Here is a 23,684-nt window from a genome sequence, read left to right as displayed (position 1 = left end):
CTGGTTTTAGGTGAGTCTAATTGCATGAACAATTAAAATGAAAGGAGGATAATTCATGTTCTATATGTTTCTCTATTTCTCCCTAATTGGTTCATTATTTTATTACTTTTTTCTCAAGCCTCCTTTTAAAATCAAACAAGAAACAGAGAAGGGATTCGTTGATGCAAAAGTACCTCACACAGCCCTTCTCCCTCGAAGCGAGGCGGCAAAAATAAATGGGTAGCTCAGAAGTTTTGCTTATGATAATTATCTTTTCACTGACAATAATATTTATGTTGTGGAGACCTTTTGGCATTAATGAAACGATACCCACTACCATAGGAGCAGCTATCACTTTACTAATAGGGATTGTGCCCCTAACAGACATTCTAGCTATTTTTAATATTGTAAGTGGTGCATCCTTAACCATTATCTCAACCATAATGATGTCAATCGTGTTAGAAAGTATTGGTTTTTTTAAATGGATAGCAATAAATATAGTTTCCCGATCCAGAGGTTCTGGATTGAAGCTGTTCCTTTACATTATGGTATTATGCTTTTTAATGACCATGTTTTTTAACAACGATGGCAGCATCCTTATTACCACACCCATTATTATTCACGTTGTTACTCTACTGAAACTCAAACCGCACCAAAAGTTCCCATATTTAATTTCTGGAGCACTTATAGCAACGGCTGCAAGTGCTCCCATTGCAGTAAGTAATATTTCGAACTTAATTGCCTTAAAAATTGTTGGTTTAAGCCTTAATAGTTATATTGAAATGATGTTCGTACCATCCATGATTGGAATCTTTACCTTGGGACTATTACTTTACCTTTATTTTAGAAGAGATCTTCCCAAAAAAGTACTAAATACTTCTTTGAAATTGGACAAAACCTCTTCTGCATTTTTATATAGCCATCCTCTCGATCAATCAGCCTGGCATAAAAACATTGATTGGTGGATGTTCAAGGTTAGTTTGTTCATAGTAGTCCTTACAAGGATATGCTTTTTTGTTCTTTCGTCATACGGAATTCCGCTTGAATGGATTGGATTAACGGGCGCATTTGTACTAATCTTAATCAGATGGTATAGAAATGGAATTGGCATGAAGGATATCATTATAAAAACCCCTTGGCACATCCTTCTATTTGCATTCAATATGTACGTCCTCGTTTACGGTTTGAAAAATGTAGGGATAAATGATTTTCTTATTCTGCATTTACAAGATTATATTCACAGAGATCCTTTATATGCCAGTTTTATAATGGGTTCACTGCTTACAGTTATGTCCAACCTTTTTAATAATCTTCCTGCGGTTATGATTGGAACAATTGCTATTACAGAAATGGGTTTGGAAACATACCTGCTGCAGATTGCATATCTCGCTAATGTAATTGGAAGTGATATAGGTGCACTTTTAACGCCAGTAGGCACTCTAGCTACTTTAATCTGGTTTCATATCTTAAAAAGCCACTCTATCAAAGTTACATGGGCACAATATCTAAAAGTGACTTTAATGGTTATTCCCTTTTCCCTGTTAGTAAGTATCCTTGCTCTTTATTTATGGATCACGTGGCTTTTTGTATAGAAAGGTGGTGCTTTTTTGAAAAAATTATTAAGCAATTCCATAGGAGAAAAATTAAAGTTAAAAATATCGGGAAAAAAAGCAGTGACAGGTATACTAATCGACATTGGAAGCGATATCCTTGTGTTGTTTGACGGGAAAGATTATTTATATATTCCAACTGCCCATGTCCATGATATGCATGTTCTTGAAACGGATGAAATAACAATTAACCCGCCAAATGAATCGCCAAATTTTGAACATCAAGATTCGCTATCTTTACGAAAGATATTGAATTCATCCAAAGGAATGTTCATTGAAATTTATACATCCGGCAACCAGGCTCTTCACGGATATGTTACCAGCATAATGAATAATTATTTCGTGTTTTATTCCCCTGTTTATAAAACAATGCTTATTTCTCTATATCATTTAAAATGGCTAATACCTTATGTTTCTGACCTGAGACCTTATGGGCTCGGCAATGAACAGCTCCCGTTAATTCCAGCCAATATTTCATTAGCAAGATCCTTAGAGGTCCAAATTGAAAAGATGGCTGGGGAATTAATTATTATTAATTTAGGTGAGTATTACCAAGCAATTGGGAAAGTGGCCAGCCTGGAAAATAATTTCATCGAACTTGTGACTGCTAAACAGGACAATATCTTTATAAATATGCAGCATGTTAAAACGATTCATTTTGCAAATAAATAAGCTACTGAAGATGACTTCCTTCCCTCTTGCAGCTATATATCTCAGTAATAAGATAAGTAAACTTAAGTTTTTATTAAAATAAAACTGGCAAACTTAGAAAGAGGGAAGGGACCATTAAACTGTGTATTATGCTGTTTTGTTAGATAGCCCAGACATATTCAAAAAGGTGTTAGATTGATTGCTTAAGCAGTTTATTTCCTGTACTCATTTGAATACATCTTTTTTGACCAGGGCTTCTTCTTTAATAACCCTGCCTTAATAGAAAAATTGTTCCTGCTCATTAGGTACGCCCCCGATTATAGAATATATTAGTACTTTTCTCACCTTCAATCTAGATATGATTCATTGCTGGAATACCCCTGTTTATATTAAACTACTGCCTTCTAGAGTTGATAAAACACCATTATTTACTTCATATGATTATTTTTAACTTCTCTATCATTCATAGACAGAAGTATATACGGTTCAATCATTAGAATCATATATTAATTAGAAAGTAATAGATAATTTGAACTGCTGAAATAAATGACTCAAAGAAAGGAGTGGTAAAAATGTTTAATGGGACAAGGCCCTTTTCCATTTCCATATTAGGGAGTTGTGGAGGTGTTGCAAAAGCGGTATTAGCCATTCTAAATCAATCCGCCGAAGATAAAAGTGACCCTATATACCCTATAATCAGTAAATCCCAGCTTCATCTAATTGATATCAAACAAAAGGATAAAGAGTATTACGATCAATTATTCCCCAACCTTGCAGATAAAATTAAAATTTACCAGCTTGATCTCATGGTTGTAAGCAACTTTATGGAACATTTAAAAAAGACAAAAACGAAAGTAGTCATTGATGTATCCTGGGCAGATACAAACGAAATGATGAATTGCTGCAGCAAATTAGGTGTATTTTATATCAATTCAGCTTTGGAGAATACGAAGGTCGATGAGGATGATAGTCTATATGGTTTCCCACTCACCGAGCGATATATAAGATTTGAAGATAGCAAAAAGAATTTCACCAATATGACGGCGATTGTTGGCTCTGGTATGAATCCCGGTGTAGTACAGTGGATGGCTTTAAAACTGATGAATGAAGATCCGGACCAAACGCCCTTATCCTGCTATATTGTGGAGCATGATAGTTCATTTTTTAAAGATAAAAAATTAATCCAACCTAACACCATCTATACTTCCTGGTCGGTGGAATGCTTCCTGGATGAAGCGATATTAAGCTATCCCATGTTTGCCCATCATCATTTGCTGCATTATTTTTATGAAGATGTATATGCCATGGAGTTTAAGGTAAGGCTAGGCGAAAAAGAATTTTACGGTTGTCTGATGCCACATGAAGAAGTAATTACTTTAGGTGAATTATTTGATATAGAATTTGGGTTTATTTATCGTGTCAATGAATATACAACGGAATTAATCAGGAATAATTTGGCGAATGTAGACGACCTATGGGATTGGAATCAAAGATTGATTGATCCGGATGCAGGTGAGATTGAAGGTGAAGACCTCGTTGGTGTGCTTTTGGTTTATGAGGGTAAGGAAAAGTTTATGTATAACGTAATGAAAAGCAGTGAAATCTATCCGAAGTTCAAAACAAATGCAACATACTTCCAGGTTGCTTGCGGCATTTATGCTGCCATTGCTACGTTGACCCTGGATGATCTTCCTATGGGCATCTATTATGTAGATGAGCTTTTACTCCATACTGAAAGCAAATACGGAGAATATTTAACCTATTATATGACTGACTTTGTCACGGGAGAAAATAAAGGCTCCGATGGAATGCTGCATCAAAGACTTAAATGGATTGAATAGCAGATATTAATGTGCAATGAAACCACATCAAATAGCAATCTAATTTGCAGAGGAATCGCTGGTTAGTTTGTTGTCGGCTTCTCTCTTTCATTTGAAAAATCTATTAAGATAGGAGATTAGAAAATGGGTAAGGCACTTATTATTGGCTGTGGTGGAGTAGCGTCAGCAGCCATCCATAAATGTTGCCAAAACAGTGATATATTTGAAGAGATTTGTATCGCAAGCCGTACAAAATCAAAATGTGATGAATTAAGGGATAAACTAAAAGGTGGAAAAACGAAAATTAAAACAGCTCAGGTTGATGCAGACAATGTGTACGAGCTAATCGCGCTAATAGAAGAATTTAATCCAGATATTGTAATGAACTTAGCTTTACCTTATCAAGATTTAACCATCATGGATGCTTGTCTGGCAACAAAAACGGACTACCTGGATACAGCAAACTACGAGCCGGAGAATACAGCAAAATTTGAATATAAATGGCAATGGGAATATCACGAACGATTTGAAAAAGCTGGTATAACAGCTCTTTTAGGAAGCGGATTTGACCCGGGTGTAACTGGTGTTTTCTCTGCTTTTGCCCTCAAACATCATTTTGATGAAATTGAATATATTGATATTCTAGACTGTAATGCAGGTGATCATGGTTATCCGTTTGCAACAAATTTCAATCCAGAAATCAATATCCGGGAGGTCTCTGCTAAAGGGAGATATTGGGAGAATGGAAATTGGATTGAAACAGAGCCAATGGAAATAAAATGCATTTATAGCTTCCCTGAAATTGGCGAGAAAGAAATGTATTTGCTGTACCACGAAGAACTTGAGTCACTTGCAAAAAACATTCAGGGACTTAAACGCATCCGCTTCTTCATGACGTTTGGCCAAAGTTATCTTACTCATCTAAAATGCCTTGAAAACGTTGGAATGACAGGTATTGAACCAATCGAATTTGAAGGAAAACAAATCATCCCACTTAAATTCTTAAAAGCTGTATTACCAGATCCAGCTTCACTTGGTCCACGTACAGTCGGTAAAACAAATATTGGATGTATTTTTCAAGGGAAAAAGGAAGGAAAAGATAAAACGTATTATGTTTATAACATTTGTGACCATCAAGAATGCTATAAAGAAGTAGGTTCTCAAGCAATCTCGTACACAACAGGAGTTCCTGCGATGATTGGTGCAATGATGCTTATGACTGGAAAATGGAATAAGCCAGGTGTATTTAATATTGAAGAATTTGATCCGGATCCATTCATGGAAGCATTAAACAAATGGGGACTTCCGTGGAAAGAGGACTTTAACCCAGTCCTTGTGGACTCTGAGCCTCTAAAACGCTTAGAGCCGCAGAAAGACGGAAATTATGAGGTTTGAACAATTACCAACACCATGTTATGTCATCGATGAAGCTCTTCTTGAACAAAATTTAAAAATCTTAAACGGAGTCATACAACGTACAGGATGTAAAATTCTTTTAGCACAAAAAGCTTTTTCAATGACGGCAATGTATCCTCTCATTGGGAAATATTTAAGTGGTACAACAGCAAGCGGTTTATTCGAGGCTATACTAGGCCATGAGGAAATGGGTAAAGAGAATCATATCTATTCCCCTGCTTATCGCGATGATGAAATCGATGAAATTATCTCCGTTTGTGATCACATTATCTTTAATTCTTTCTCACAGCTTGAAAAATATAAAGAAAAAGTCCTCCACTCCGGTAAAAAAGCAGGGTTGCGTATAAATCCTGAGTGTTCTACACAAGGTGAAAGTTCCATCTATGATCCTTGTGCACCAGTTTCCCGATTTGGAGTAACCAAGGAGCATATTTGTCCTGAACTGCTTGAAGGTGTATCAGGTCTGCATTTCCACACCCTTTGTCAGCAAAACTCTGATGATTTGGAAACAACCCTTAATGCAGTAGAGGAAAAGTTTGGAGCTTGGCTGCCAAGCATGGAATGGATCAACTTTGGCGGTGGTCATTATATTACAAAAGAAGATTATGATATTCCGAGACTTGAAGCTTGTATCAAGAGAATACAGGATAAATACGGTTTAGAAGTTTATCTTGAACCAGGAGAAGCAGTGGCTTTAAATGCAGGACATTTAGTTGCGACTGTACTTGATACAATTCAAAATGGAATGGAGGTTGCCATCCTTGACACCTCTGCAACCTGTCATATGCCTGATGTGCTTGAAATGCCTTACCGTCCTTCTCTATTCGGATCAGGAAAAGCAGGGGAGAAGCCATTTTTGTATCGTCTTGGCGGACAAACCTGTCTTTCATGCGATACTATTGGAGATTATTCTTTTGATCAGCCGTTAAAAAATGGAGATCGTTTGATTTTTGGGAATATGGCGGTATACACAATGGTAAAAAACAATACTTTTAACGGTATGCCATTACCAGCTATCGCTGTTAAAAAAAGGGACGGGGAGTATCGCATCGTGCATCAATTTGGTTATCAAGATTTTAAGATGAGACTCGCATAAAGGATAACAAGAAAGCCAATATGTTAATTTTTGTATTATGGAAGCTATTTTGTATTAAGTTTGATTTTGTATTGCAGTAGTTGCTTTAAGATATATTACATGTTCATCTATCTAACTCCTTGACAATAACTTTAAATTTAATTATTCTTTTAAAAAACCTAATGAAATACTCAAATTCGTATAACTCCAATAATATGGTTTGGAGGTCTCTACCAGGAACCAATAATTCCTGATTACGAAGAAGATACAAATTTTTTGTGTTTTCTTCGTAATCAGGAATTTTTTTGTGAAAAAATGTAGGAGGTCCACTATGAATTTTTCTATCATGCCTAAAATTGAACTACACTGCCATTTGGATGGGAGTGTCAGACCTGAGACCATCATTGATATCGCAAAGAGTGAAGGCATCAGTTTACCTTCCTTTGATAAAGAAGAAATTAAAGAAGAACTAATTGCCCCATTAGATTGCAAATCCTTAGATGAATATTTAAAAAGATTCTCCATCCCTAATTTAGTGATGCAGTCAAAGGAAAATATAAAACGAATCTCCTTTGAGCTTTTTGAAGATGCAGCAAAAGAAAATGTGAAATACATGGAGGTACGCTTTGCCCCTTTACTTCATACGCAAAAGGGATTATCCGTAGAAGAAATCATCCAAAGTGTGATTGAAGGGATGAGAGAAGCAGAAGAACAATTTGATATTAAAGGAAATATCATTTTGTCATGCATGCGAACGATGAGTGTGGAAAGTGCTTTTGAGGTCGTAGAAAAGGGTAAAATATTCCTTGGTGAAGGCGTTGTAGCCATCGACTTGTGTGCATCTGAAGAGGAAGGGTTCTGTGGAAAATTCATTGAACCGATCGCATTGGCTAGAGAATATGGCTATAGAGTCACTATCCACGCTGGTGAAACGGGAATCGGTCAAAATGTGCTCGAGGCCGTTGAATGGCTGGGAGCTGAAAGAATTGGACACGGCATATTTATTAAAGACTGTGAAAAGGCTTATAAGCTTGTAAAGGAAAAACAGGTTGTACTTGAACTGTGCCCAACCAGCAATGTCCAAACGAAAGCGGTAAACCGATTTAGCGAACACCCCATTTCTGACTTCCATCGGGATGGAATAAAAGTAACAGTTAATACGGACAACAGAACGGTATCGGATACCACTATGGCGAAGGAATGTGATATTGTTTCCAAGGAATTTGCTATAAGTGCTGAGGATTATAAGCAAATTTATATGAATAGTGTAGAAGCAGCTTTTGCAGATGAGGAGATAAAGGAAAAACTGATGGAATATTTAATGGATATTTAAGTTAGAAAATAAGGTGGCTGCCCCGGCTTAACTTTTAATAAGTGGGGAGACACCTTTTTTAAGGATAGAAAAAATACTCCAAGAATTTATTTTTCGGATGCAAACAATTTAAGCTCTTCCTTATCCAAAAGAATCGTACCTTCATATTTCATACCGATTTTTTCAAGCAGTCTGGAGCATGCATGATTGTCTAAGGATGTGATGGCCAGGATCCGTTCCATATCCAGCTGTTCATGACCATATTTCAATGTAGCAGAAGCTGACTCGAACCCATAACCATGCGTTTGATATCTGGATAAAAAAGCAAAACCAATATCAACATTGTCTAAAGTATCTCGTTTTATCAATCCGCACATGCCAATAGGAGAGCTTCCTTCTTTTCGCTCGACGAGAAAAAGGCCAAAGCCAAATTGAGAATACATTTTCATTGGTCCGGTCAAAATATAATTCTTAGCATCATCAAGAGTACGTACACCTTTATCGTCAATATAACGAATCCATGCAGGTTCATTTAAAAGTTCGAGAATGAATGCTGCATCATCTGGTGTTAACCAGCGAAGAATTAATCTGTCAGTTTCAAGTACTTTCAATTATTTTAACACCTCAATCAATTTCCAGGCTGTTAACCTTATATTTTAAAGCATGCTATAACAAATATATACATCTTAAAATAATAATGGAGGAAATTGAATTTTCATATTTCTTTACTGGTAATTCTCCCATTGATTCACTAATGAGTTCTCCCTGTAAACCTGTTAGCCTTGAAAGTGGCCTGTTTTTGCCTAAAAACTACAAACAGGAGGTTTACAAATGAAAAATTTAGTAACATTTGTTGCTGCCATTTCACTCATTATGGGTTCATATAGCATGTTTCCTGCTGATCATTTTGATGCTGAGACAGTGGATCAGAAAGCTGCAGAAACATTAACATATAAAAAAGTTGAGGTTGACGTGAAAGAGTCATCATCAACAGATAATCGCTTCATCAAAGAGGAAGAAAAAAAGCTGCTTGCACGTCTTGTACAGGCTGAAGCAAAAGGGGAGCCGTTTGAAGGGAAAGTTGCGGTTGCTGACGTGGTTCTGAATCGTGTCGAGCACGAACAATTCCCGGATACAGTCAAAGATGTTATTTATCAGAAGAATGCTTTTGAACCTGTTCAAAATGGTTCAATCAATGAACCGGCAAGTAATGAAGCAGTTCAGGCCGTTGAGACAGCTCTTATTGATAAGGAGCAAAACGAAGAGTTCCTATATTTTTATAACCCTGAAACAGCCACAAGCCAGTGGATCTTTTCACGTGAAGTTGTGAAAAAAATAGGCAATCATGCATTTGCTATATAAAGGCGCGTACAGCATAAAAGCTGCGCGCTTTTTTTTGTTGGGAAAAAATGAAATTGGAGAAGGAATATGAACAAAGATAAAGAAAATGATACAAGGAAAATAATTCCAATAAGGGGGATGTTTAAAATGGAGATCATTGTAAAGAAATTGCCTGAAACAGAAGTAGCGTATATCAGGCGTACCGGAAGTTATTTTGAGCCGCAGGAACATTGGGGAAGATTGATTGGATGGGCAAACACACATGGATTATATCCTCCGCAGGAATCTTTCATTGGCATATCATTGGATAATCCTGATCTGGTGGAGAGCAAGGATTGCCGCCACGATGCCTGTGTTACTATTCCTGAAGGCTTTAATAAAGAGGAGCATCAGGAAATAATGTTTAAAAAAATTGATGCCGGGGATTATGCTCTCTATCCATTCTATGATACCCCTGATAAACTGCATATTGCCTATCAGTACATGTTTGGAGAATGGCTGCCAAATAGCGGATATGACCCGGATTACGATAGACATAACCTTGAATTCAATCTCAATAATCCTGCTGAAGATGCAGGAGGGAGATGCAGAGTTGACTTATATGTACCAGTGAGAACAAATATTAGCTGATGAAGTTACTGAATTGCCCCATGATAACTTAATAACTTAAAAGTTAGGAGAAAGAATACCGATTGAATTTTTTATGTATTCCTGAACTGCAGCGCATGGATGCCCCAGTGCTTAAAAATGCGGGAGTAGCTATTATTGCTTTACTCCCCGCCCCATTTTCTTCTCTCTGTTATTAAATCCATTACATCAATTCATCAACTAGTTTATAATAAAAATGTTGTCTGTATGAGATAATTTCTCTCACTAAAGACCCAAAGATGTTTAAGAAGGTGAACAAAATCAACATCATCGAAACAAGGGTGAGAAGCTTTATTGAAGATATTCAGCACCCTAAGCAAAAGAAGAAGTTAAACATAAATGACTTGGAATTTCAGCTGCGCAAATTGCTGGATGATTATTATGAAATGGACGGTTATTCGCTATTTTATGAAGCCATTCAATCATTGCAGGATGAAGGGCAGCTGACACCTATACATAATCATCAATACAACGGGAAAACACCGTCTCTGCCTTTATATTTCTGGGTGAACGTGAAACCTCACACCGGCGAATGGGATCGTCTCGAGGTGATGAAGTTAAGTGATCGGTTCGATTTTTCATTTTATGAACGGCACCCCGAATGGCAGACGAAAGAGGAATGGAGCCGCGTCAAGAATTTATATGCTTTTCTCCAATCCAGCGGCGAACGGGAAACCGTTTCACTTGAGGAAAGAAGCCTGGAGCTGTTCGGCCATGAAGAATTCCTGCAGGATGTGATCAGTTTTCCTGATGGAAAAGGTTTTTTAGCACGAATTGGCGTATCCGAAGAGCAGCTGAAAGTGGTTAGATACGGGGAGCCTTTTGTGTTTTGGATGAAACAGGGAAAAGAAATTAAAGATATTCAGCGAGTACTTATAATCGAGAATCTATCATTCTTTCATACTTGCATTCAATTATTGGAAAACGATCTGCTCGATTACGAGCCGGACCTGATCATTTATGGGGAAGGCACGAAAATTGAACGGAGCTTTTCGTTCTTCTTTAAAATTTTTCCGGCTAAATCGTATCTATTCTATTATGCAGGAGATCTTGATGCGGCTGGCTACGGGATCATGACCAGGCTGATTGAGAAATATCCGGAATGCTGCATTCAGCCTGCATTGAAGATTTACCGTAAAATGCTTGAATGTCTGGATCAAAGTAATGAACAGAAATCCGGACAGCCTCAAAATCTTAAATACCGTGATGCGTTCTTCCGGTGGTTTACGGAAGAAGAGCAGGAACTCTTATTGCAATTATGGCAGGAAACTAAACGAATTCCTCAGGAAGTCTTAACAATTGAAACTTGGAGGAGATGGATGTGAACGAGTCATGGGAAGGATTCGCCCAGCGGATGCAGCGTTTAAACCCGCTGTTTGAGCTTGGAAGGGGAATGGAAGTCGGAGAGCTGAAGCCTCATATCCAGACGATTCTGATGCAGGTGCTCCTCACCATTTTTTATCGGGAATTGAATGATGATGATCATCGGAGAAAATCGGATATCAAATATATGGTTGAAGATTCGATTAAACAAATGAAGCTATTGGCTGATGAGAAGCAGATTGAACGAATCACAAGCGGGCTTCTGTATCAGGGAAAAGAAGAATACAGCAGGCCGTTTGAAGCCCTATATTACGATGAAATCAGACAATCATGGGAGACGCAGGTATTCCGCTATGTGGCAATGGATGAATTATATACAAACCTGGAGATGGGCGGATCAATCGTCTACAAACTCACAGATGTCTCACAGGAAATGATTTTCATGAGCAGGGAAATGGCGGAGGAGTTCTCAATCACCATTGAACAGCTCTATAGTATGCAGCTGATTAAAAACGGTAATTTCCGCAAAGCTACCCGAAACCTCGATCACCTCATTTCACGGGTCAACCGCTTAATGGCAAGAGAATTCTCCTTTCAAAAAGAAATGATCAATAATCCCAAAATCTTATTGATGGAAGAAGAAATGCAAAGGGCTGATAACCGTGCGGAAATTGAGAAGCAATTTGAAGAAGAAAAAAATCACTTCCGTACCATCAGCAGTATGATTGAGAAGACAAAACGAAGAAACGAGGAAGATGATCACATTCAAAGAGAATTGATCCTCCTGCAGGAAAAGATCGGCCATACAAGGCAATTGCATGACCGTTTTGCCAAGCTTGTGATTCAGAATATCTCCTATGAAATGAAATTAAAAGCGGAAAACCCTTCACTGTTTTGGGAAACAAGTCTGGTTTCGTTTCGGGAGCACATTTATGAAAACTGGTTCATGAAGGAGGGGGTATCTTCCTTCGATCATGTTGAGAAGGTACTGGGTCCTTTATTCTCGCCAAAGAATGAATTTATCTTGCCCTTGGATTGGATCTGGGGCGAACAGGAATTTGATGAAAAGCAGCTTACAGAGACGATGGAGGAAGAAACGGAAGACGAAAGCATTACCCATCAGCGCGTAACGAACTGGGATTCTGTTATCAAGGCCTGGAGCTATGTGTTTCAATATTTGCAGACATACAGAGAGTTTTCCCTGGCTGATTTAACGACATTGCCGCTTGAAGTACAGGATTTATGGTTTGAAGAATCGGAAACGATTGATTTATGGATGATGTTTGATAAAAAGCCTCTGAAGGTTCAGGTGCTGCAACGGAAGGAAGAGAGCTTGAGCGATGAGAGGGAAATTCTTCTTTATAAGCTTATGCAGGAGTATCCGCAATTCCAGGTGTTTGAAGGATTGAAACTTTATACAGAGTTTGATCATCGGGCGGAACCTTTCCTCTGGTATCAAATGCAAATCACTCCGTTTAAAATTTGTGTTCAGGAGGAGAAATGATGAATGCAGAAAGTATTAAGACTGCATCAGCAGTTTATTTCACGCTATTAAAAGACAAGGTCATCGATGAAAACAGCGAGCACTTTCAAGCGTATTTCGATCCTGATGTAAGACAGACGGTGCTTTTAATGGCAGACGAATCCGGGACCTTTATAATTGAATCTCCGAAACGGATTCAGCTCGTTGTGCAGCCGACCGGCTCTGTTTTTGCGACGAATTTTACACATATGAAGGACAGGCATAAACAGGTTGAAACCAAAAAACATTTTCACCTGATGAGCGTTGTCATTATGGCATTCCTGGCGGGCATCGACCGCAATCAGGCGGCTAAGATCCGCACGAAGCGCGAAGGGATCAGCTTTTTTACATTGGAACGGCAAGTGAATGATGTCATTATGAATTGGGATAGCCTGCTTAAAGCAAAGCCGGATTTCGGAGAAGAAGAAAAAATTGATATGGGAGACGTTGTAACGACATGGAAATACATGGAAGTAGACACAGATGATTATGGAGCCAGGAAAGCTAATCGCAGAACGCGGATTGGTTTGATTGCAAGTGCCATGCGTCTTTTGGAAACAGAAGGACTCATCATCATTCTGGATCGGGAGGATATACCGAAGGCGATTCCAAAGCAGGAGTTATTTGAGCGGATTGAATACCTGTATCATGACTATGACCGTTATGAGATATTCAAGGAATTGATGAAAACAGAGGAGGATCAGCATGCCGAAAATACATCGAATTAGAATTGCCGGCCTGAAATATGATGGCATGCAAAAGCAGTATAGGAACACCACATTTAACTTTCATAATGAGGAAACCTCCACAAATGGCCTCATTTCGATGATGAATGGAGGAGGGAAAGGTGTTTTCCTGCAGACCATATTTCAGATCCTTAAGCCGGGTACCGCATGGGGAAAGCAGAATAATCGCTTTTATCAGCAATTCTTTTTTAATAATAAAGAGCAGTTTATTCCTTATACCTTTCATGTTCTCATACAGTGGGAGCTCGACGGGGCTGACCGCAGGCATTTGGTGACGGGCGGAATGTTTTCAGCAGAACAGCGTATATCAATGAATGAAGAGAGCGGAGAAAGCAAACCTCTTGAGCAGGAAGCGAAAATTGTCCCGAATATTACCTTTTATACTAGGGAGTTTGAACGAAGAGAAGAAGCATCTCTTGAACATATTCCGCTCTATGAAGATGGAGAACTGGCTGAAACAGAAGGCTTGAAGGATTATTTAAAATGGAATGGGTACGATGTTTACCGGGATACAAAGAAACACTACCGAATTCTGGATACATATGGGATTAACCGAAAAGATTGGGATATTATGAAGGACATTAATAAGGATGAAGGCGGCGTCGGAAAATTCTTTGAAGGTGCTGAAGATGATCATTCCCTGTTCCAAAAGCGGATCATTCCTACAGTCAGTCAGGTTCTGCACCGGACGGAGCATCAGAAGAATGATCTTGTGGAGATTTTCAAGAGTCAGGCAAGCATCGCAAAGGACCTCCCTGTTTTGCTGAAAAGAGAGCTGGCACATAAAGAGTTCCTGGAAGATATTCTTCCTTTTGAAGAGAGCCTGGCAAAGGGTGTCGGGCATAAGGAAATTGTAGAGGACAGTATTAAAGCCGGAAGACAGCTGCTCGGCGCTTTGGAGCATTTGAAGAAAACGGAAGAAGAAATACTCATTGATCTGGAAAAGGGAATCGAAAAATTAACAGGCAGGCAAGTGGATCTTCGTTTTCAGAAAGATAATCTTGAGTATGCAAAAGCTCACCGGGAAGTGCTGGATTGGGAGAAGAAATTCGCGGAAGAGCAGAAGAAACATATAGTTCTGCAGGAAGCGGTGAAGGAAAAGCAGGAGCGAAAAGATGAGCTTGCTTTTCAGCTGTTATTGAAAGAATGGCATGAAGGTGAACAAAGCATTGGCGCGCTTTCCCAGCAGATTGCTAAGCTCGAGCAGAACAGCGGCCTTGAGCAAGTGAATCAAAGAATGGATGAAATCAAAAAAGAAGCGGCACAGCAATGGGAGAAATCCGCTGCTTCCATTAGGGAAGCCGTTCATCAATATTCCGGATATCAAAAGTTTTTAAAGAAAAAAGCAAAAGACCTTTCTAAGCAGGATAAACAAAAGACCCAGGAGATTGCCCAGCTTCGTACAGAAATTGATTTTCTTTATACGCAAATTAATGAATTTGAATCAAAAGAAGAACAGCTTATCAAGGAATTCGGTGACCGCATTGCCTATGATTTAACGGGTTTTATTGAAAATCTGAATAAACAGATAGATACCAAAGAAGCAGCACTCAAAGATATACTGGCAAAAGAGAATAGATCAAATGAAAAGCAAAATCAGCTTGCTTCTTCCCATGGTACACTCGCACAATCCATTCACTTTTCTGAAGAAAAGTGTGAAGAGCTAAAAAGGAAAAGTGAAGAGCAGCAGAAAAAAGAAACAAAGCTGTACGATCAGCTCCAAGGTGTGCTGCAAGGTGTCAATGCTCCATTCACGAATGCCCTTTTATCAAAATATGCGTTTGAAGTGGAAGAGCTCCTCGTTCAAAATCGCGAGCAAGGGGAAGAATTAAAGAAAGCACTCTGGGAAACGCAGCTGGATTATGCCTTGAATGATGAGCATTTCTGGATTGCCAATAATGATGTGAAGGAACTGAAGGAATGGATTGATGAAAAGACGGGGATTGACGTATTTTACGGATCCCAATTTCTCCAATCCTTAAAGCCGGATGAAATGGCGAGCCACATGCTTTCTCATCCTCTTCTGCCGTACGGCTTAGTAGTCAGCAGGCCGCAATGGGAAAAAATCAATAAGCAGGTCCTAAGCGGAAGGATTTATAAAAGTCCTGTCCCGATTTTTATGCGGGAAGATATGGCGGATGAAAATCAGCAGAATGCCTTTGTGATGATCACCGGGACGGAGAAGGAACTGCTGGCGGATAAAAATAAGTTCACAAACTGGAAGATTCAGATTGCGAAACAAATAGACGATCAGAAAGATACACTTGCAGAGTTGGAAAAAACAGAAACAGCGCTGCGCCGTATTATAAAAGAAATCGACCGATTCCTTTCCCATGATCTTGCCATTGATATCGAAAAAGTACTTCTTCAGGAAAAGGAAGCCCTGCTTTCGAGGGAAACGGAATTGCAGGCTATCATCGTGCAGGAGGAAAAAGAAAAAGAGCTGCAGCTGGGACTTAGAGAACAGCTGGAAAAGACGAAGGAAAAGATCGAAAAGCTATCTAAAGATGCGGAATACTTAACGGAATATGACCGTGAAAAGTCAATGCATCACGAAAATAAACGGGTAAAGCAGGAAAAAGAGAAACAAAAGGAAGTTTTCGAAAAGCTGCAGAATGAACTGGGAAACGAGCTTCAGACCATCGCTGACCTTCAGGAAAAGTGGAGCCAGACCTACCTGGAATGGAAGCTGTCAGCCGAGCAAAATATTAAGAAGATCGGCTTCTTTATAGACGGTGCTGCTTTTCCAGCAGCTGAGAAAGCAGAAGCTTCTGAGGAGGTTCCGCGATTATCACCCTATATTTTAGAAGAAATCAATGGCAGCATTGAGGAGCTTAAACAGCTGCAAAAATCAAAAGAAGAACAAGCCAGTGAACTGCTCGCGATTCAGGCGACAAGAGAATCCGAACAAAAGCAGCAAAGGAAGCTGGAGAAAAAACTTCATGCTCTTAATGAAGAGTGGAAGGACGCTTCTGTACCGGATGAACCAATAAGTATTTTGGAAAATATGGTACAGGCAGCTGCAAAGGAAACAAAGGCAGCAGAAAAGGAAGAGCGTGAGCAGGAAAAGACCGTAACCATTGCTGAAACTTCCTTAAAGCATGGAATGGATCAGCGTAAAAAATCCTCAAAAAAAGTGGCCAAGCATGATCAAAAGCCTGAAGAATGGGAAGAGCTTGATCTGGAAGTGAAGACGATCGAAATTACTGACCAGACCAAACAGACAAATGCAGAAATAAAGAAAACGGAAGAACGCAAAAAAGAGGCAGAACAAAGCATAACTGAGTTTGAAAAAGATCAATTGCATTTATCCGTCATTCTTAAAGAGGAAGCGGCAGCTTTCTCGGATGATGACATCGAAAAAATAAAGAGTCAAGGAAAGCAAAGCATCCTTTCCTGGAGTGAAAAACATCAGGCTATTCAGGATGAAGGGCAAGAGAAGCATGCGAAGATTGAACAATCACTAAGAAATTTAAAGCTTGCTATTGAAGGCAAGGATTGGGAAATCCGCTTTAAGAATGAAGTCTTAACTACGCTTGATCATATGGATACAAGGCATTATGCGCATATTCAAAGTGTCGTCCAAAACATGAAGCGCTTTTCTCAGAGCGGCCTGGAGCAGCTGGAGCGCGACAAAGAACGGGCGGAAAAGGCGCAAAACTTCTGGGCAAGCCGGGCAAGTATGAAGGTAATGAGCATTTCAGAGGCAATCCGCTCGATGATTGCGAAAATGAAGCTTAAGAATGAAAGGGGTTCTTTCCCGCTCGTCCAGCTTAAAGAAGATATCCTGCCTAAAAAAGCGGAAGATGTCGGACCTTTACTGAAACAGCATTTTGTTTCAGCCATTAATAAAATTACGAAGCGATTTGAGATGATTGATGATAATAATCCGATGCTGGATCAGGAAATCAAACAGCTTATCAGTGATGAGCAAATTTTATTTGTTTCCCTCAGAAATCGCTATCCGGAGCTCCTGGTTTATAACATGCGTACAGACAATGCATTCATGTACGGTAAACCGCAGCGTGAGCATTATTCGACCTGGCAGACGATCAACCAGGGTTCGAAGACGAAATCTGATGGCAGCGGCGGTCAAAAGCTATCTGCCCGCATGGTTATGATGATGATGCTTCTTTCGGTCAAGAGTGAAACCGATCAAAGCTGGGTTCCACTAGTCTGTGATAATCCCTTCGGCCAAGCTGCTTCTGCCCATGTGCTTGATCCTATTTTCGCTGTAGCGAATAAGCTGAAGTTCCAATTCATCGTCGTCACTCCGCCTGAATTGGTGAAAACAGAAATCAGCCAGAGATTTGAAGCGTACTATAAATTGGACTTCATCCGTGAAAAGGGGAAAGAAATTGTGTCGGATACGATTGTTCCGGCTTTTAGGATTTATCAGGGAGAGGGAGCAGTTCATTAGATTAAAAGAATGAAAGTATTGCCATTTTACTGAAACTATGCAATACTTGGGTGAAAATCAATAAGTAATCACAATTCTTATCACGAGAGGTGGAGGGACTGGCCCTGCGAAGCCTCAGCAACCCCTGATTATGTCAGGAAGGTGCTAATTCCAACAGAGTTGACGCTCTGGGAGATAAGAGGTCGTTTTGATAAGTAAAGGCCTCTTATAAAGAGGCCTTTTTTTGATGCTCTTTTATAGTTTGAGCTTGGTTTAGATTAGAACGAAGAAAGAGGAGGAATAGCAAAATGGAAAACGGCGTTATACAGGTACCGGAAGCATATTCAAGGATATTACAGGAATCAGATGTGCTCGGCTTCGGGCAGTCATGTGATATAAAAACAGGATTTTTACTTAAGGGGCTGGCAGCCTCTAAATCTGGAGGAAGCTTTTTGGAGCTGGGAACAGGTACGGGAGCGTCTGCTTCATGGATCATTGATGGGATGGATGAAGGCAGTAAGCTTACGACCGTTGACATAGATCCGACAGTGCAATCGATCGCGAGAAAGTACCTCGGGAATGACAGCAGAATCACATTTTGCTGTGAGGACGGAGCAGCTTTTATTCAAAACCTGTCGGAAGGGTTCGATTTTATTTTTGCAGATACATGGCCGGGGAAATTCGAGCTTCTGGACAAAACCCTGGATCATTTAAATATCGGCGGTTTTTATGTGATTCATGATGTGTTTCCGCAACAGAAATTACCTGAAGAATTTCGGATCAAAGCAACTAAACTTCTAAAAACTCTGCAGGACAGACCTGACCTGGACATAACAGAATTGGATTGGTCTACTGGGCTGATACTGGCAGTTAAGACAGCGGTTTGACAGATGAAATGTGAGGGGGAGTTCCATGGACAACATTAAAAATCAGGTTAAAAATGTATTGCATGAAGGTGAAAACATAATTGAATGTTTAAGCTGTTCATTGGTTGCACATTACTGTTTAGCACCGCAGGCAGGCTTATTTGCAGCAACGAACAAAAGACTGCTATTCTATGGAATCCCGGTATCAGAAACAAACAAGGAATTAGTTGAAGAATTTGCGTATAGCCATATAACTTCCATTGAAGAAAAAAGGGGAATCACCAGTAAGCATATTCATATGTACTATAAGCAAGACTTGTACAAATTCCAGCAAATCCAGGGGATGAATTTGTTTGATTTTATGGTTGCTGTTAAGGAAAAGATGAGACTGTTTACCACTTCACAAAAGAGCGTTATCCTGTAAGATAAGCGCTCTTTTAGTTGAATATTTGACTTAGTCTAAATGCAAAGATAACGTTTCCATGCATTAGCGATTAATTGGACTCCTCTCTCAATCTCGTCCATCGAGGGGGCGCCATATCCAATCATCACTTGATTGTTTGGCTTGTGAAGATGATACATAGGTAAAACAGCATCAATTTCAACTCCCGCCGACTTTGCCAGTTCAATTGCTTTAGATTCATTCAATCCTTCTGGTAATGTCACGATGATATGCAAACCTGCTGTATCTCCAATTATGTCAAAGTTTTCTCCTAAATGCTTTGACAGGCTATCTATTAAACAGCTCCTTTTAGCTCTATATAAAGTTCTCATTTTTGCTATATGGGATAAATAAAATCCTTCTTCCATAAACTTTGCAGCAGCTCTCTGATCGATTCTTGAAACAGTAGACTTTTGATAAATATTAAATTTTTCAAAGTTCTGCTTCAGGGCTGCTGGCATAACCAGATAGCTGATCCGAAGTGATGGCAGCAATGTTTTTGAAAAGGTACCGAAGTACAGTACCCGCCCGGTTGAATCCAGATGGGATAATGCTGGGATTGGTGCCCCTTTGTAGCGAAATTCAGAATCATAGTCATCCTCGATAATGTAAGCAGACTGTTTAATTGCCCAATTTAACAGTTCAACCCTTCTGGCAATAGACATAATTGTACCGGTAGGATATTGATGAGCAGGTGTGGTGTATAACAATTTTACAGGCTCATCAGCATCAGGCACACAGCATCCTTCCTCATCCACAGAAATCGGATAACATGGCAGCTGTAATTGCTCAGTAATAGATTTAGCCCGAATAAAACCTGGATCTTCTATTCCGATGGCGCTCCGTTTAAAAAACAAACATACATTTAGCAGCTGCTGTTGAAATCCGCTGAAGATATACACTTGCTCCGGCTGGCAGGCCAGCCCTCTAGCTTGCTGTAAGTATAGTGCGATTTGGGCACGCAAAGAATATTCGCCCTGCCACGGTGTATTGCTGGCATTAGATTCATTAAGCTCTTTTCTGTAAAATCGGCTCCAATGTTTATAGGGGAAGGCGGAGGCATCGACCTGCCCATTTTTAAAATTAATATGAAACTCATTATGAACTCTTTTCTCCAATTCCATTGCATTAATCTGACTATAGTGCCATTCATCATGAATTTCAGAAACAAAATAGCCTCTGCGTTCTGCTGAATAACAGTACCCTTCACTCAGCAACTGTTCATAAGCCATCTGAACAGTTATGATGCTTACGTTCAATTGTTTAGCCAGCCGCCGCTTTGCAGGAAGTCTTGAATGAGCTGACAATTTTCTATCTAAAATCGCAAGCCGAATTTGTTCATAAATTTCTTTATACTTTATTCCATTTTCCGTAAGCAAAATTTGAAATTCCATTGAATCATTCCCTGGTATTATAATAAAATTCATTTTTGGTTATTTTTATCATACCATAATTCGGTTTTAATTGATTCAAGGAGAGTGATAGCATGCAAATTTTAGTAAACAATGTTGTGCAGTTAATTCCCATGGAACTTGAGCATATTGAAGGAATTTATGAAGCAGCTCAGGATAAACGCATATGGGAGCATATGTCTGTTGATTTAACTGATAAAAGCCGGGTCATTCAATATGTAAAAGATGCGATACAAAAACGTGAGCAGGGCACCGATTTTGCTTTTGTCATTGTCCATAAAAAAACAGGGAATATCGTCGGTGCTACTTGGTTTCTCGATATCTCAATCCCGCATAAACGGCTCGAAATCGGCTCAACATGGATAAACCCTCTTTATTGGCGCACGAATATTAATTCAAACTGTAAATATTTATTATTAACATACTGTTTTGAAGAACTGTCCGTGAATCGCGTACAAATTAAAACCGGACATGAAAACTTCCGTTCACAAAAAGCGATCGAAAGGACCGGTGCGGTAAAAGAAGGCGTACTTCGAAATCATATGATACTAAAAGAAGGGACAATTCGCCATACTGTCCTTTATAGTGTTATAAAGGAAGATTGGGGAAAAATAAAAAGACATTTCGTAGAAAACTTGCTTTTCTAGGTTTTGTGGAACATTTATACTGAATAATAAAACTGCTGGAAGGGTGTAGATCGAAGTGAATGATGATTCTTTATTTACTGATAAAATCAAAAAGGCGCTTCAGAATACTCCCCCAGGGGAGTGGATTCCGGAGATTCCGGATGATTGTATACGCCTGCATTGCGGCTACCCGGCACCTGATCTCGTGCCGGTTGAAGAGGTAAAAGCAGCTGTTAACAGTCTATTAGAAGAAGAACAAGATTTGCCGCTCCATTATATAGGAAGTCCCAAGATTTTAAAACTAAAGGAACAGGTTTTAAAGAGATTGAAAGAGCGGGGGATATTAGTAGCGGAAAATGAGCTTTTGATAACTTCGGGTGCCTGTCAGGCAATCGATTTGATTGCCCGCATTCTCCTTGATGAGGAGACAGTTATTGCAATAGAGTCCCCCACCTATATGGAGGCATTAGAGATTTTCCAAAATTACACAAATCATATAATTAGTATTCCTGTAGACAAGGAGGGACTTCAAACAGAGGCATTGAAAGAGATTCTAGAGGAAAGAAAGCAAAAAGGGCTCGCTCAGCCGCGTTTTCTCTATACGATCCCAACGTTTCAAAATCCTACAGGGACGACGATGACAGGAGAGCGCCGGCAGCACGTATTGGAGCTTGCAGACAAATATAATTTTCTATTAGTAGAGGATGATGCTTATGGGGAATTATCATTTAATAAGAGTCTCCCCACTCTTAAAGCAATGGATCAAAACTCCCGAGTTCTGCATGTCGGTTCGCTATCCAAGATAGTGGCCCCGGGTATTCGTATAGGCTGGATAGCGGGAGCAAGTGAAATGATCCATGCATGTGCCTGGTTTAAAAAAGATTTGAACCATCCGTTTGCTCAATCTGCCATGGCTGTTTATTTTGCAAACACGGATTTTAATAATAAACTAGAAACCTTGAGAGATACATACAGGTCCAAGTGTGATGTTCTGACCTCCGCACTGGAACAGTACCTTCCTGAATCAGCTTCCTGGTATGTGCCTGAAGGCGGGTACTTCGTGTGGATGAAAATTCCCGGTGCCGATACATCGGAACTGCTGACAAATGCCCTTGCAGAGGGGGTATCTTTTATTCCTGGCAAGTACTTTTTCAAAGATCAGGCAGCTGGAACGGAATTTCTTCGCCTTTCCTTCAGTTATGCGGATGAGAAGGAAATAACAGAGGGGATTCGCAGGCTGGGAAAAGTGGCAGAGGCCTATCTTTAAATGAAAATATTTCTATGGAACTTTTAAAAATGATGAGGAATAAAGTAAACAAAGCCTAATTATCCTGGTATTGCAGGCCAGAAATTAGGCTTTTTTAAAAATGCCAGTCAATGATCGGAAAATTCTAAATTATAGTCTAACTTTAACCTCAGTACCGTCCTTTGCTTTGACATCTACTAGCACGATCCCCTCTTCTGCACATATCCGAGGCATGAAATGATGTCTGTTAGCTTGCCTCGAACCGTTGGATACGAAATACCCAGTTCCTTTTCAACTTCTTTGATATTCCCTCTGCATGTTAAAAATACTTCCACAAAATGAAGCTGATCCTTTGATAATGAAGCCAGCTTAGATAATTCAAACTCATTTTCAATCGTCGTGTGACAATGAGAGCAATGCAGCTTCGTAATTTTCAATGTTTTACTGCAGACAGGACAATCTGTGATTAATTTATAAGCCATAATGAAATTCCTTCCTTTTATTTGATTTGATTATATAACAATAAATAAAAAATATAATTAATTAAATTTAAATATTTTCAGTAAAAAAATAAATAATTTTAATTTTATATTTAATATTATTAATTATTAGGTGAAATCGCAGAGGTTTCATGTGAATATCCTAATAAAAGGGAAAATAAAATATTAATAGAAAGTAATCAGTGATGCACTAAATATTTTCGCGCTGAAGGAGTGATTTTTTCAATGCATTTTCGAAAAGCAAATGAAGAAGATTTACAAGCAATTGTCCGCTTGCTTGCCGATGATGATTTAGGAGCAAAGCGCGAGAGGTATGAAGAACCTCTGCCGGATTGTTATTATAAAGCATTTAAGGCAATAGAAGCACAGGAGGGAAATCAAATTATTTTGGCGATAGACGGTAAGACGGTGATTGGCTGCCTTCAATTAACGATATTTCCTGGTTTAGCACGACAAGGGATGAAGCGCGCACAAATTGAAGGGGTCCGGGTCGATCATCGCTGCCGCGGAAATGGGGTAGGGGAAGACTTGTTTAAAGAAGCATTTGCAATAGCAAGGTCTGAGGGGTGTGGTCTTGTTCAATTGACGACTGATAAGCAACGTAAAGATGCACATCATTTTTATAACAGGCTGGGATTTTTAGCGAGTCATGAAGGGATGAAATTAATCTTTTAATTTAATTGCTTTATTATGCTGGCGCAATTTTTTTGGACCAGCTAGAATACCAGTTTAACACTAATTAATATTAAT

General features: G+C 39.3%; 19 protein-coding genes, 1 pseudogene and 2 riboswitches. Of the genes and pseudogenes, 17 read left to right on the top strand and 3 right to left on the bottom strand.

Annotation, left to right across the window (positions count from 1 at the left end; translation table 11 throughout):
- Window positions 1–215: 215 nt before the first annotated feature.
- From CE058_RS07075 to add, 6 genes are all read left to right on the top strand, one after another.
- Complete coding sequence (locus tag CE058_RS07075) at window positions 216–1,571, top strand: arsenic transporter (RefSeq protein ID WP_048008906.1); 1,356 nt, start codon at window positions 216–218, stop codon at window positions 1,569–1,571.
- Window positions 1,572–1,586: 15 nt separating this feature from the next.
- Window positions 1,587–2,261 (top strand): DUF2642 domain-containing protein, encoded by a 675-nt coding sequence (locus CE058_RS07070; protein WP_163141611.1) that lies wholly within the window; start codon window positions 1,587–1,589, stop codon window positions 2,259–2,261.
- A gap of 551 nt (window positions 2,262–2,812) precedes the next feature.
- Complete coding sequence (locus CE058_RS07065; protein ID WP_048008904.1) at window positions 2,813–4,081, top strand: saccharopine dehydrogenase NADP-binding domain-containing protein; 1,269 nt, start codon at window positions 2,813–2,815, stop codon at window positions 4,079–4,081.
- A gap of 123 nt (window positions 4,082–4,204) precedes the next feature.
- Window positions 4,205–5,455, top strand: coding sequence for a saccharopine dehydrogenase family protein (locus CE058_RS07060; protein WP_163141608.1), 1,251 nt, complete (start codon window positions 4,205–4,207; stop codon window positions 5,453–5,455).
- Window positions 5,445–6,572, top strand: a complete 1,128-nt coding sequence (nspC, locus tag CE058_RS07055; RefSeq protein ID WP_163141606.1) for a carboxynorspermidine decarboxylase — start codon at window positions 5,445–5,447, stop codon at window positions 6,570–6,572. The genes CE058_RS07060 and nspC overlap by 11 nt, the downstream gene beginning before the upstream one ends.
- 156 nt (window positions 6,573–6,728) lie before the next feature.
- Window positions 6,729–6,828: riboswitch (purine riboswitch) on the top strand.
- A 54-nt stretch (window positions 6,829–6,882) separates the two neighbouring features.
- Window positions 6,883–7,884 (top strand): adenosine deaminase, encoded by a 1,002-nt coding sequence (add, locus tag CE058_RS07050; RefSeq protein ID WP_163141603.1) that lies wholly within the window; start codon window positions 6,883–6,885, stop codon window positions 7,882–7,884.
- 86 nt (window positions 7,885–7,970) lie between these two features.
- Here add and CE058_RS07045 read toward each other — a convergent pair whose 3' ends face one another.
- Window positions 7,971–8,474 (bottom strand): GNAT family N-acetyltransferase, encoded by a 504-nt coding sequence (locus CE058_RS07045; RefSeq protein WP_163141600.1) that lies wholly within the window; start codon window positions 8,472–8,474, stop codon window positions 7,971–7,973.
- A gap of 220 nt (window positions 8,475–8,694) precedes the next feature.
- Here CE058_RS07045 and CE058_RS07040 point away from each other — a divergent pair, with 220 nt between their 5' ends.
- The 8 genes from CE058_RS07040 to CE058_RS07005 all read left to right on the top strand — a co-directional run bounded on the left by CE058_RS07040 (window position 8,695) and on the right by CE058_RS07005 (window position 19,132).
- On the top strand, window positions 8,695–9,225 hold the full coding sequence (locus CE058_RS07040; protein ID WP_163141597.1) for a cell wall hydrolase: 531 nt from the start codon (window positions 8,695–8,697) through the stop codon (window positions 9,223–9,225).
- Between the two features lie 126 nt (window positions 9,226–9,351).
- Window positions 9,352–9,834: an AraC family transcriptional regulator gene (locus CE058_RS07035; RefSeq protein ID WP_163141594.1), complete on the top strand. Its 483-nt coding sequence runs from the start codon at window positions 9,352–9,354 to the stop codon at window positions 9,832–9,834.
- 269 nt (window positions 9,835–10,103) lie between these two features.
- Window positions 10,104–11,177, top strand: a complete 1,074-nt coding sequence (locus CE058_RS07030; protein WP_286167918.1) for a Wadjet anti-phage system protein JetD domain-containing protein — start codon at window positions 10,104–10,106, stop codon at window positions 11,175–11,177.
- The gene (locus CE058_RS07025; RefSeq protein WP_286167917.1) at window positions 11,168–12,679 is read left to right on the top strand and encodes a hypothetical protein; all 1,512 of its coding nucleotides are present in this window, start codon (window positions 11,168–11,170) and stop codon (window positions 12,677–12,679) included. The genes CE058_RS07030 and CE058_RS07025 overlap by 10 nt, the downstream gene beginning before the upstream one ends.
- Window positions 12,679–13,425 carry a DUF6063 family protein gene (locus CE058_RS07020; RefSeq protein ID WP_163141585.1) on the top strand — a complete coding sequence of 249 codons (747 nt, stop codon included), beginning with the start codon at window positions 12,679–12,681 and terminating at the stop codon, window positions 13,423–13,425. The genes CE058_RS07025 and CE058_RS07020 overlap by 1 nt, the downstream gene beginning before the upstream one ends.
- Window positions 13,403–17,863, top strand: a complete 4,461-nt coding sequence (locus CE058_RS07015) for a coiled-coil domain-containing protein (RefSeq protein ID WP_163141582.1) — start codon at window positions 13,403–13,405, stop codon at window positions 17,861–17,863. The genes CE058_RS07020 and CE058_RS07015 overlap by 23 nt, the downstream gene beginning before the upstream one ends.
- Before the next feature lie 74 nt (window positions 17,864–17,937).
- Window positions 17,938–18,044: riboswitch (SAM riboswitch) on the top strand.
- 106 nt (window positions 18,045–18,150) lie between these two features.
- Complete coding sequence (locus tag CE058_RS07010) at window positions 18,151–18,729, top strand: O-methyltransferase (RefSeq protein ID WP_163141579.1); 579 nt, start codon at window positions 18,151–18,153, stop codon at window positions 18,727–18,729.
- Window positions 18,730–18,754: 25 nt separating this feature from the next.
- On the top strand, window positions 18,755–19,132 hold the full coding sequence (locus tag CE058_RS07005) for a PH domain-containing protein (RefSeq protein ID WP_286167915.1): 378 nt from the start codon (window positions 18,755–18,757) through the stop codon (window positions 19,130–19,132).
- A 35-nt stretch (window positions 19,133–19,167) separates the two neighbouring features.
- On the opposite strand, the gene pdxR is transcribed toward CE058_RS07005, so the two are convergent.
- A complete protein-coding gene (gene pdxR, locus CE058_RS07000; RefSeq protein WP_163141577.1) occupies window positions 19,168–20,544 on the bottom strand; it encodes a MocR-like pyridoxine biosynthesis transcription factor PdxR in 1,377 nt (458 codons plus the stop codon).
- A gap of 92 nt (window positions 20,545–20,636) precedes the next feature.
- On the opposite strand from pdxR, the gene CE058_RS06995 reads away from it, so the two are divergent.
- Window positions 20,637–21,209, top strand: coding sequence for a GNAT family N-acetyltransferase (locus CE058_RS06995; RefSeq protein ID WP_163141574.1), 573 nt, complete (start codon window positions 20,637–20,639; stop codon window positions 21,207–21,209).
- Between the two features lie 55 nt (window positions 21,210–21,264).
- Window positions 21,265–22,455, top strand: a complete 1,191-nt coding sequence (locus tag CE058_RS06990; protein WP_163141571.1) for an aminotransferase-like domain-containing protein — start codon at window positions 21,265–21,267, stop codon at window positions 22,453–22,455.
- Between the two features lie 188 nt (window positions 22,456–22,643).
- On the opposite strand, the pseudogene CE058_RS06985 reads toward CE058_RS06990, so the two are convergent.
- Window positions 22,644–22,916 (bottom strand): annotated as a pseudogene (locus CE058_RS06985) (DUF2089 family protein); the annotation flags it as partial.
- Window positions 22,917–23,159: 243 nt separating this feature from the next.
- On the opposite strand from CE058_RS06985, the gene CE058_RS06980 reads away from it, so the two are divergent.
- On the top strand, window positions 23,160–23,609 hold the full coding sequence (locus tag CE058_RS06980) for a GNAT family N-acetyltransferase (protein ID WP_163141568.1): 450 nt from the start codon (window positions 23,160–23,162) through the stop codon (window positions 23,607–23,609).
- The last annotated feature ends 75 nt before the right edge of the window (window positions 23,610–23,684 follow it).

The sequence above is a fragment of the Bacillus sp. 22-7 genome (assembly GCF_010628845.1).
Classification (GTDB): Bacteria; Bacillota; Bacilli; order Bacillales; family Cytobacillaceae; genus Cytobacillus; species Cytobacillus firmus_B.
This window is presented reverse-complemented; position numbering and strand designations above follow the sequence as displayed.

Bases quoted from the DNA above. Each gene is read 5' to 3' on its own strand.
- CE058_RS07005 (WP_286167915.1), top strand. From the start codon at position 18,755: ATGGACAACATTAAAAATCAGGTTAAAAATGTATTGCATGAAGGTGAA.
- CE058_RS07025 (WP_286167917.1), top strand. From the start codon at position 11,168: ATGGATGTGAACGAGTCATGGGAAGGATTCGCCCAGCGGATGCAGCGT.
- CE058_RS06995 (WP_163141574.1), top strand. From the start codon at position 20,637: ATGCAAATTTTAGTAAACAATGTTGTGCAGTTAATTCCCATGGAACTT.
- nspC (WP_163141606.1), top strand. From the start codon at position 5,445: ATGAGGTTTGAACAATTACCAACACCATGTTATGTCATCGATGAAGCT.
- CE058_RS07040 (WP_163141597.1), top strand. From the start codon at position 8,695: ATGAAAAATTTAGTAACATTTGTTGCTGCCATTTCACTCATTATGGGT.
- CE058_RS07020 (WP_163141585.1), top strand. From the start codon at position 12,679: ATGAATGCAGAAAGTATTAAGACTGCATCAGCAGTTTATTTCACGCTA.
- pdxR (WP_163141577.1), bottom strand. From the start codon at position 20,544: ATGGAATTTCAAATTTTGCTTACGGAAAATGGAATAAAGTATAAAGAA.
- CE058_RS07010 (WP_163141579.1), top strand. From the start codon at position 18,151: ATGGAAAACGGCGTTATACAGGTACCGGAAGCATATTCAAGGATATTA.
- CE058_RS07060 (WP_163141608.1), top strand. From the start codon at position 4,205: ATGGGTAAGGCACTTATTATTGGCTGTGGTGGAGTAGCGTCAGCAGCC.
- CE058_RS07015 (WP_163141582.1), top strand. From the start codon at position 13,403: ATGCCGAAAATACATCGAATTAGAATTGCCGGCCTGAAATATGATGGC.
- CE058_RS07065 (WP_048008904.1), top strand. From the start codon at position 2,813: ATGTTTAATGGGACAAGGCCCTTTTCCATTTCCATATTAGGGAGTTGT.
- CE058_RS06980 (WP_163141568.1), top strand. From the start codon at position 23,160: ATGCATTTTCGAAAAGCAAATGAAGAAGATTTACAAGCAATTGTCCGC.
- CE058_RS07035 (WP_163141594.1), top strand. From the start codon at position 9,352: ATGGAGATCATTGTAAAGAAATTGCCTGAAACAGAAGTAGCGTATATC.
- CE058_RS07075 (WP_048008906.1), top strand. From the start codon at position 216: ATGGGTAGCTCAGAAGTTTTGCTTATGATAATTATCTTTTCACTGACA.
- add (WP_163141603.1), top strand. From the start codon at position 6,883: ATGAATTTTTCTATCATGCCTAAAATTGAACTACACTGCCATTTGGAT.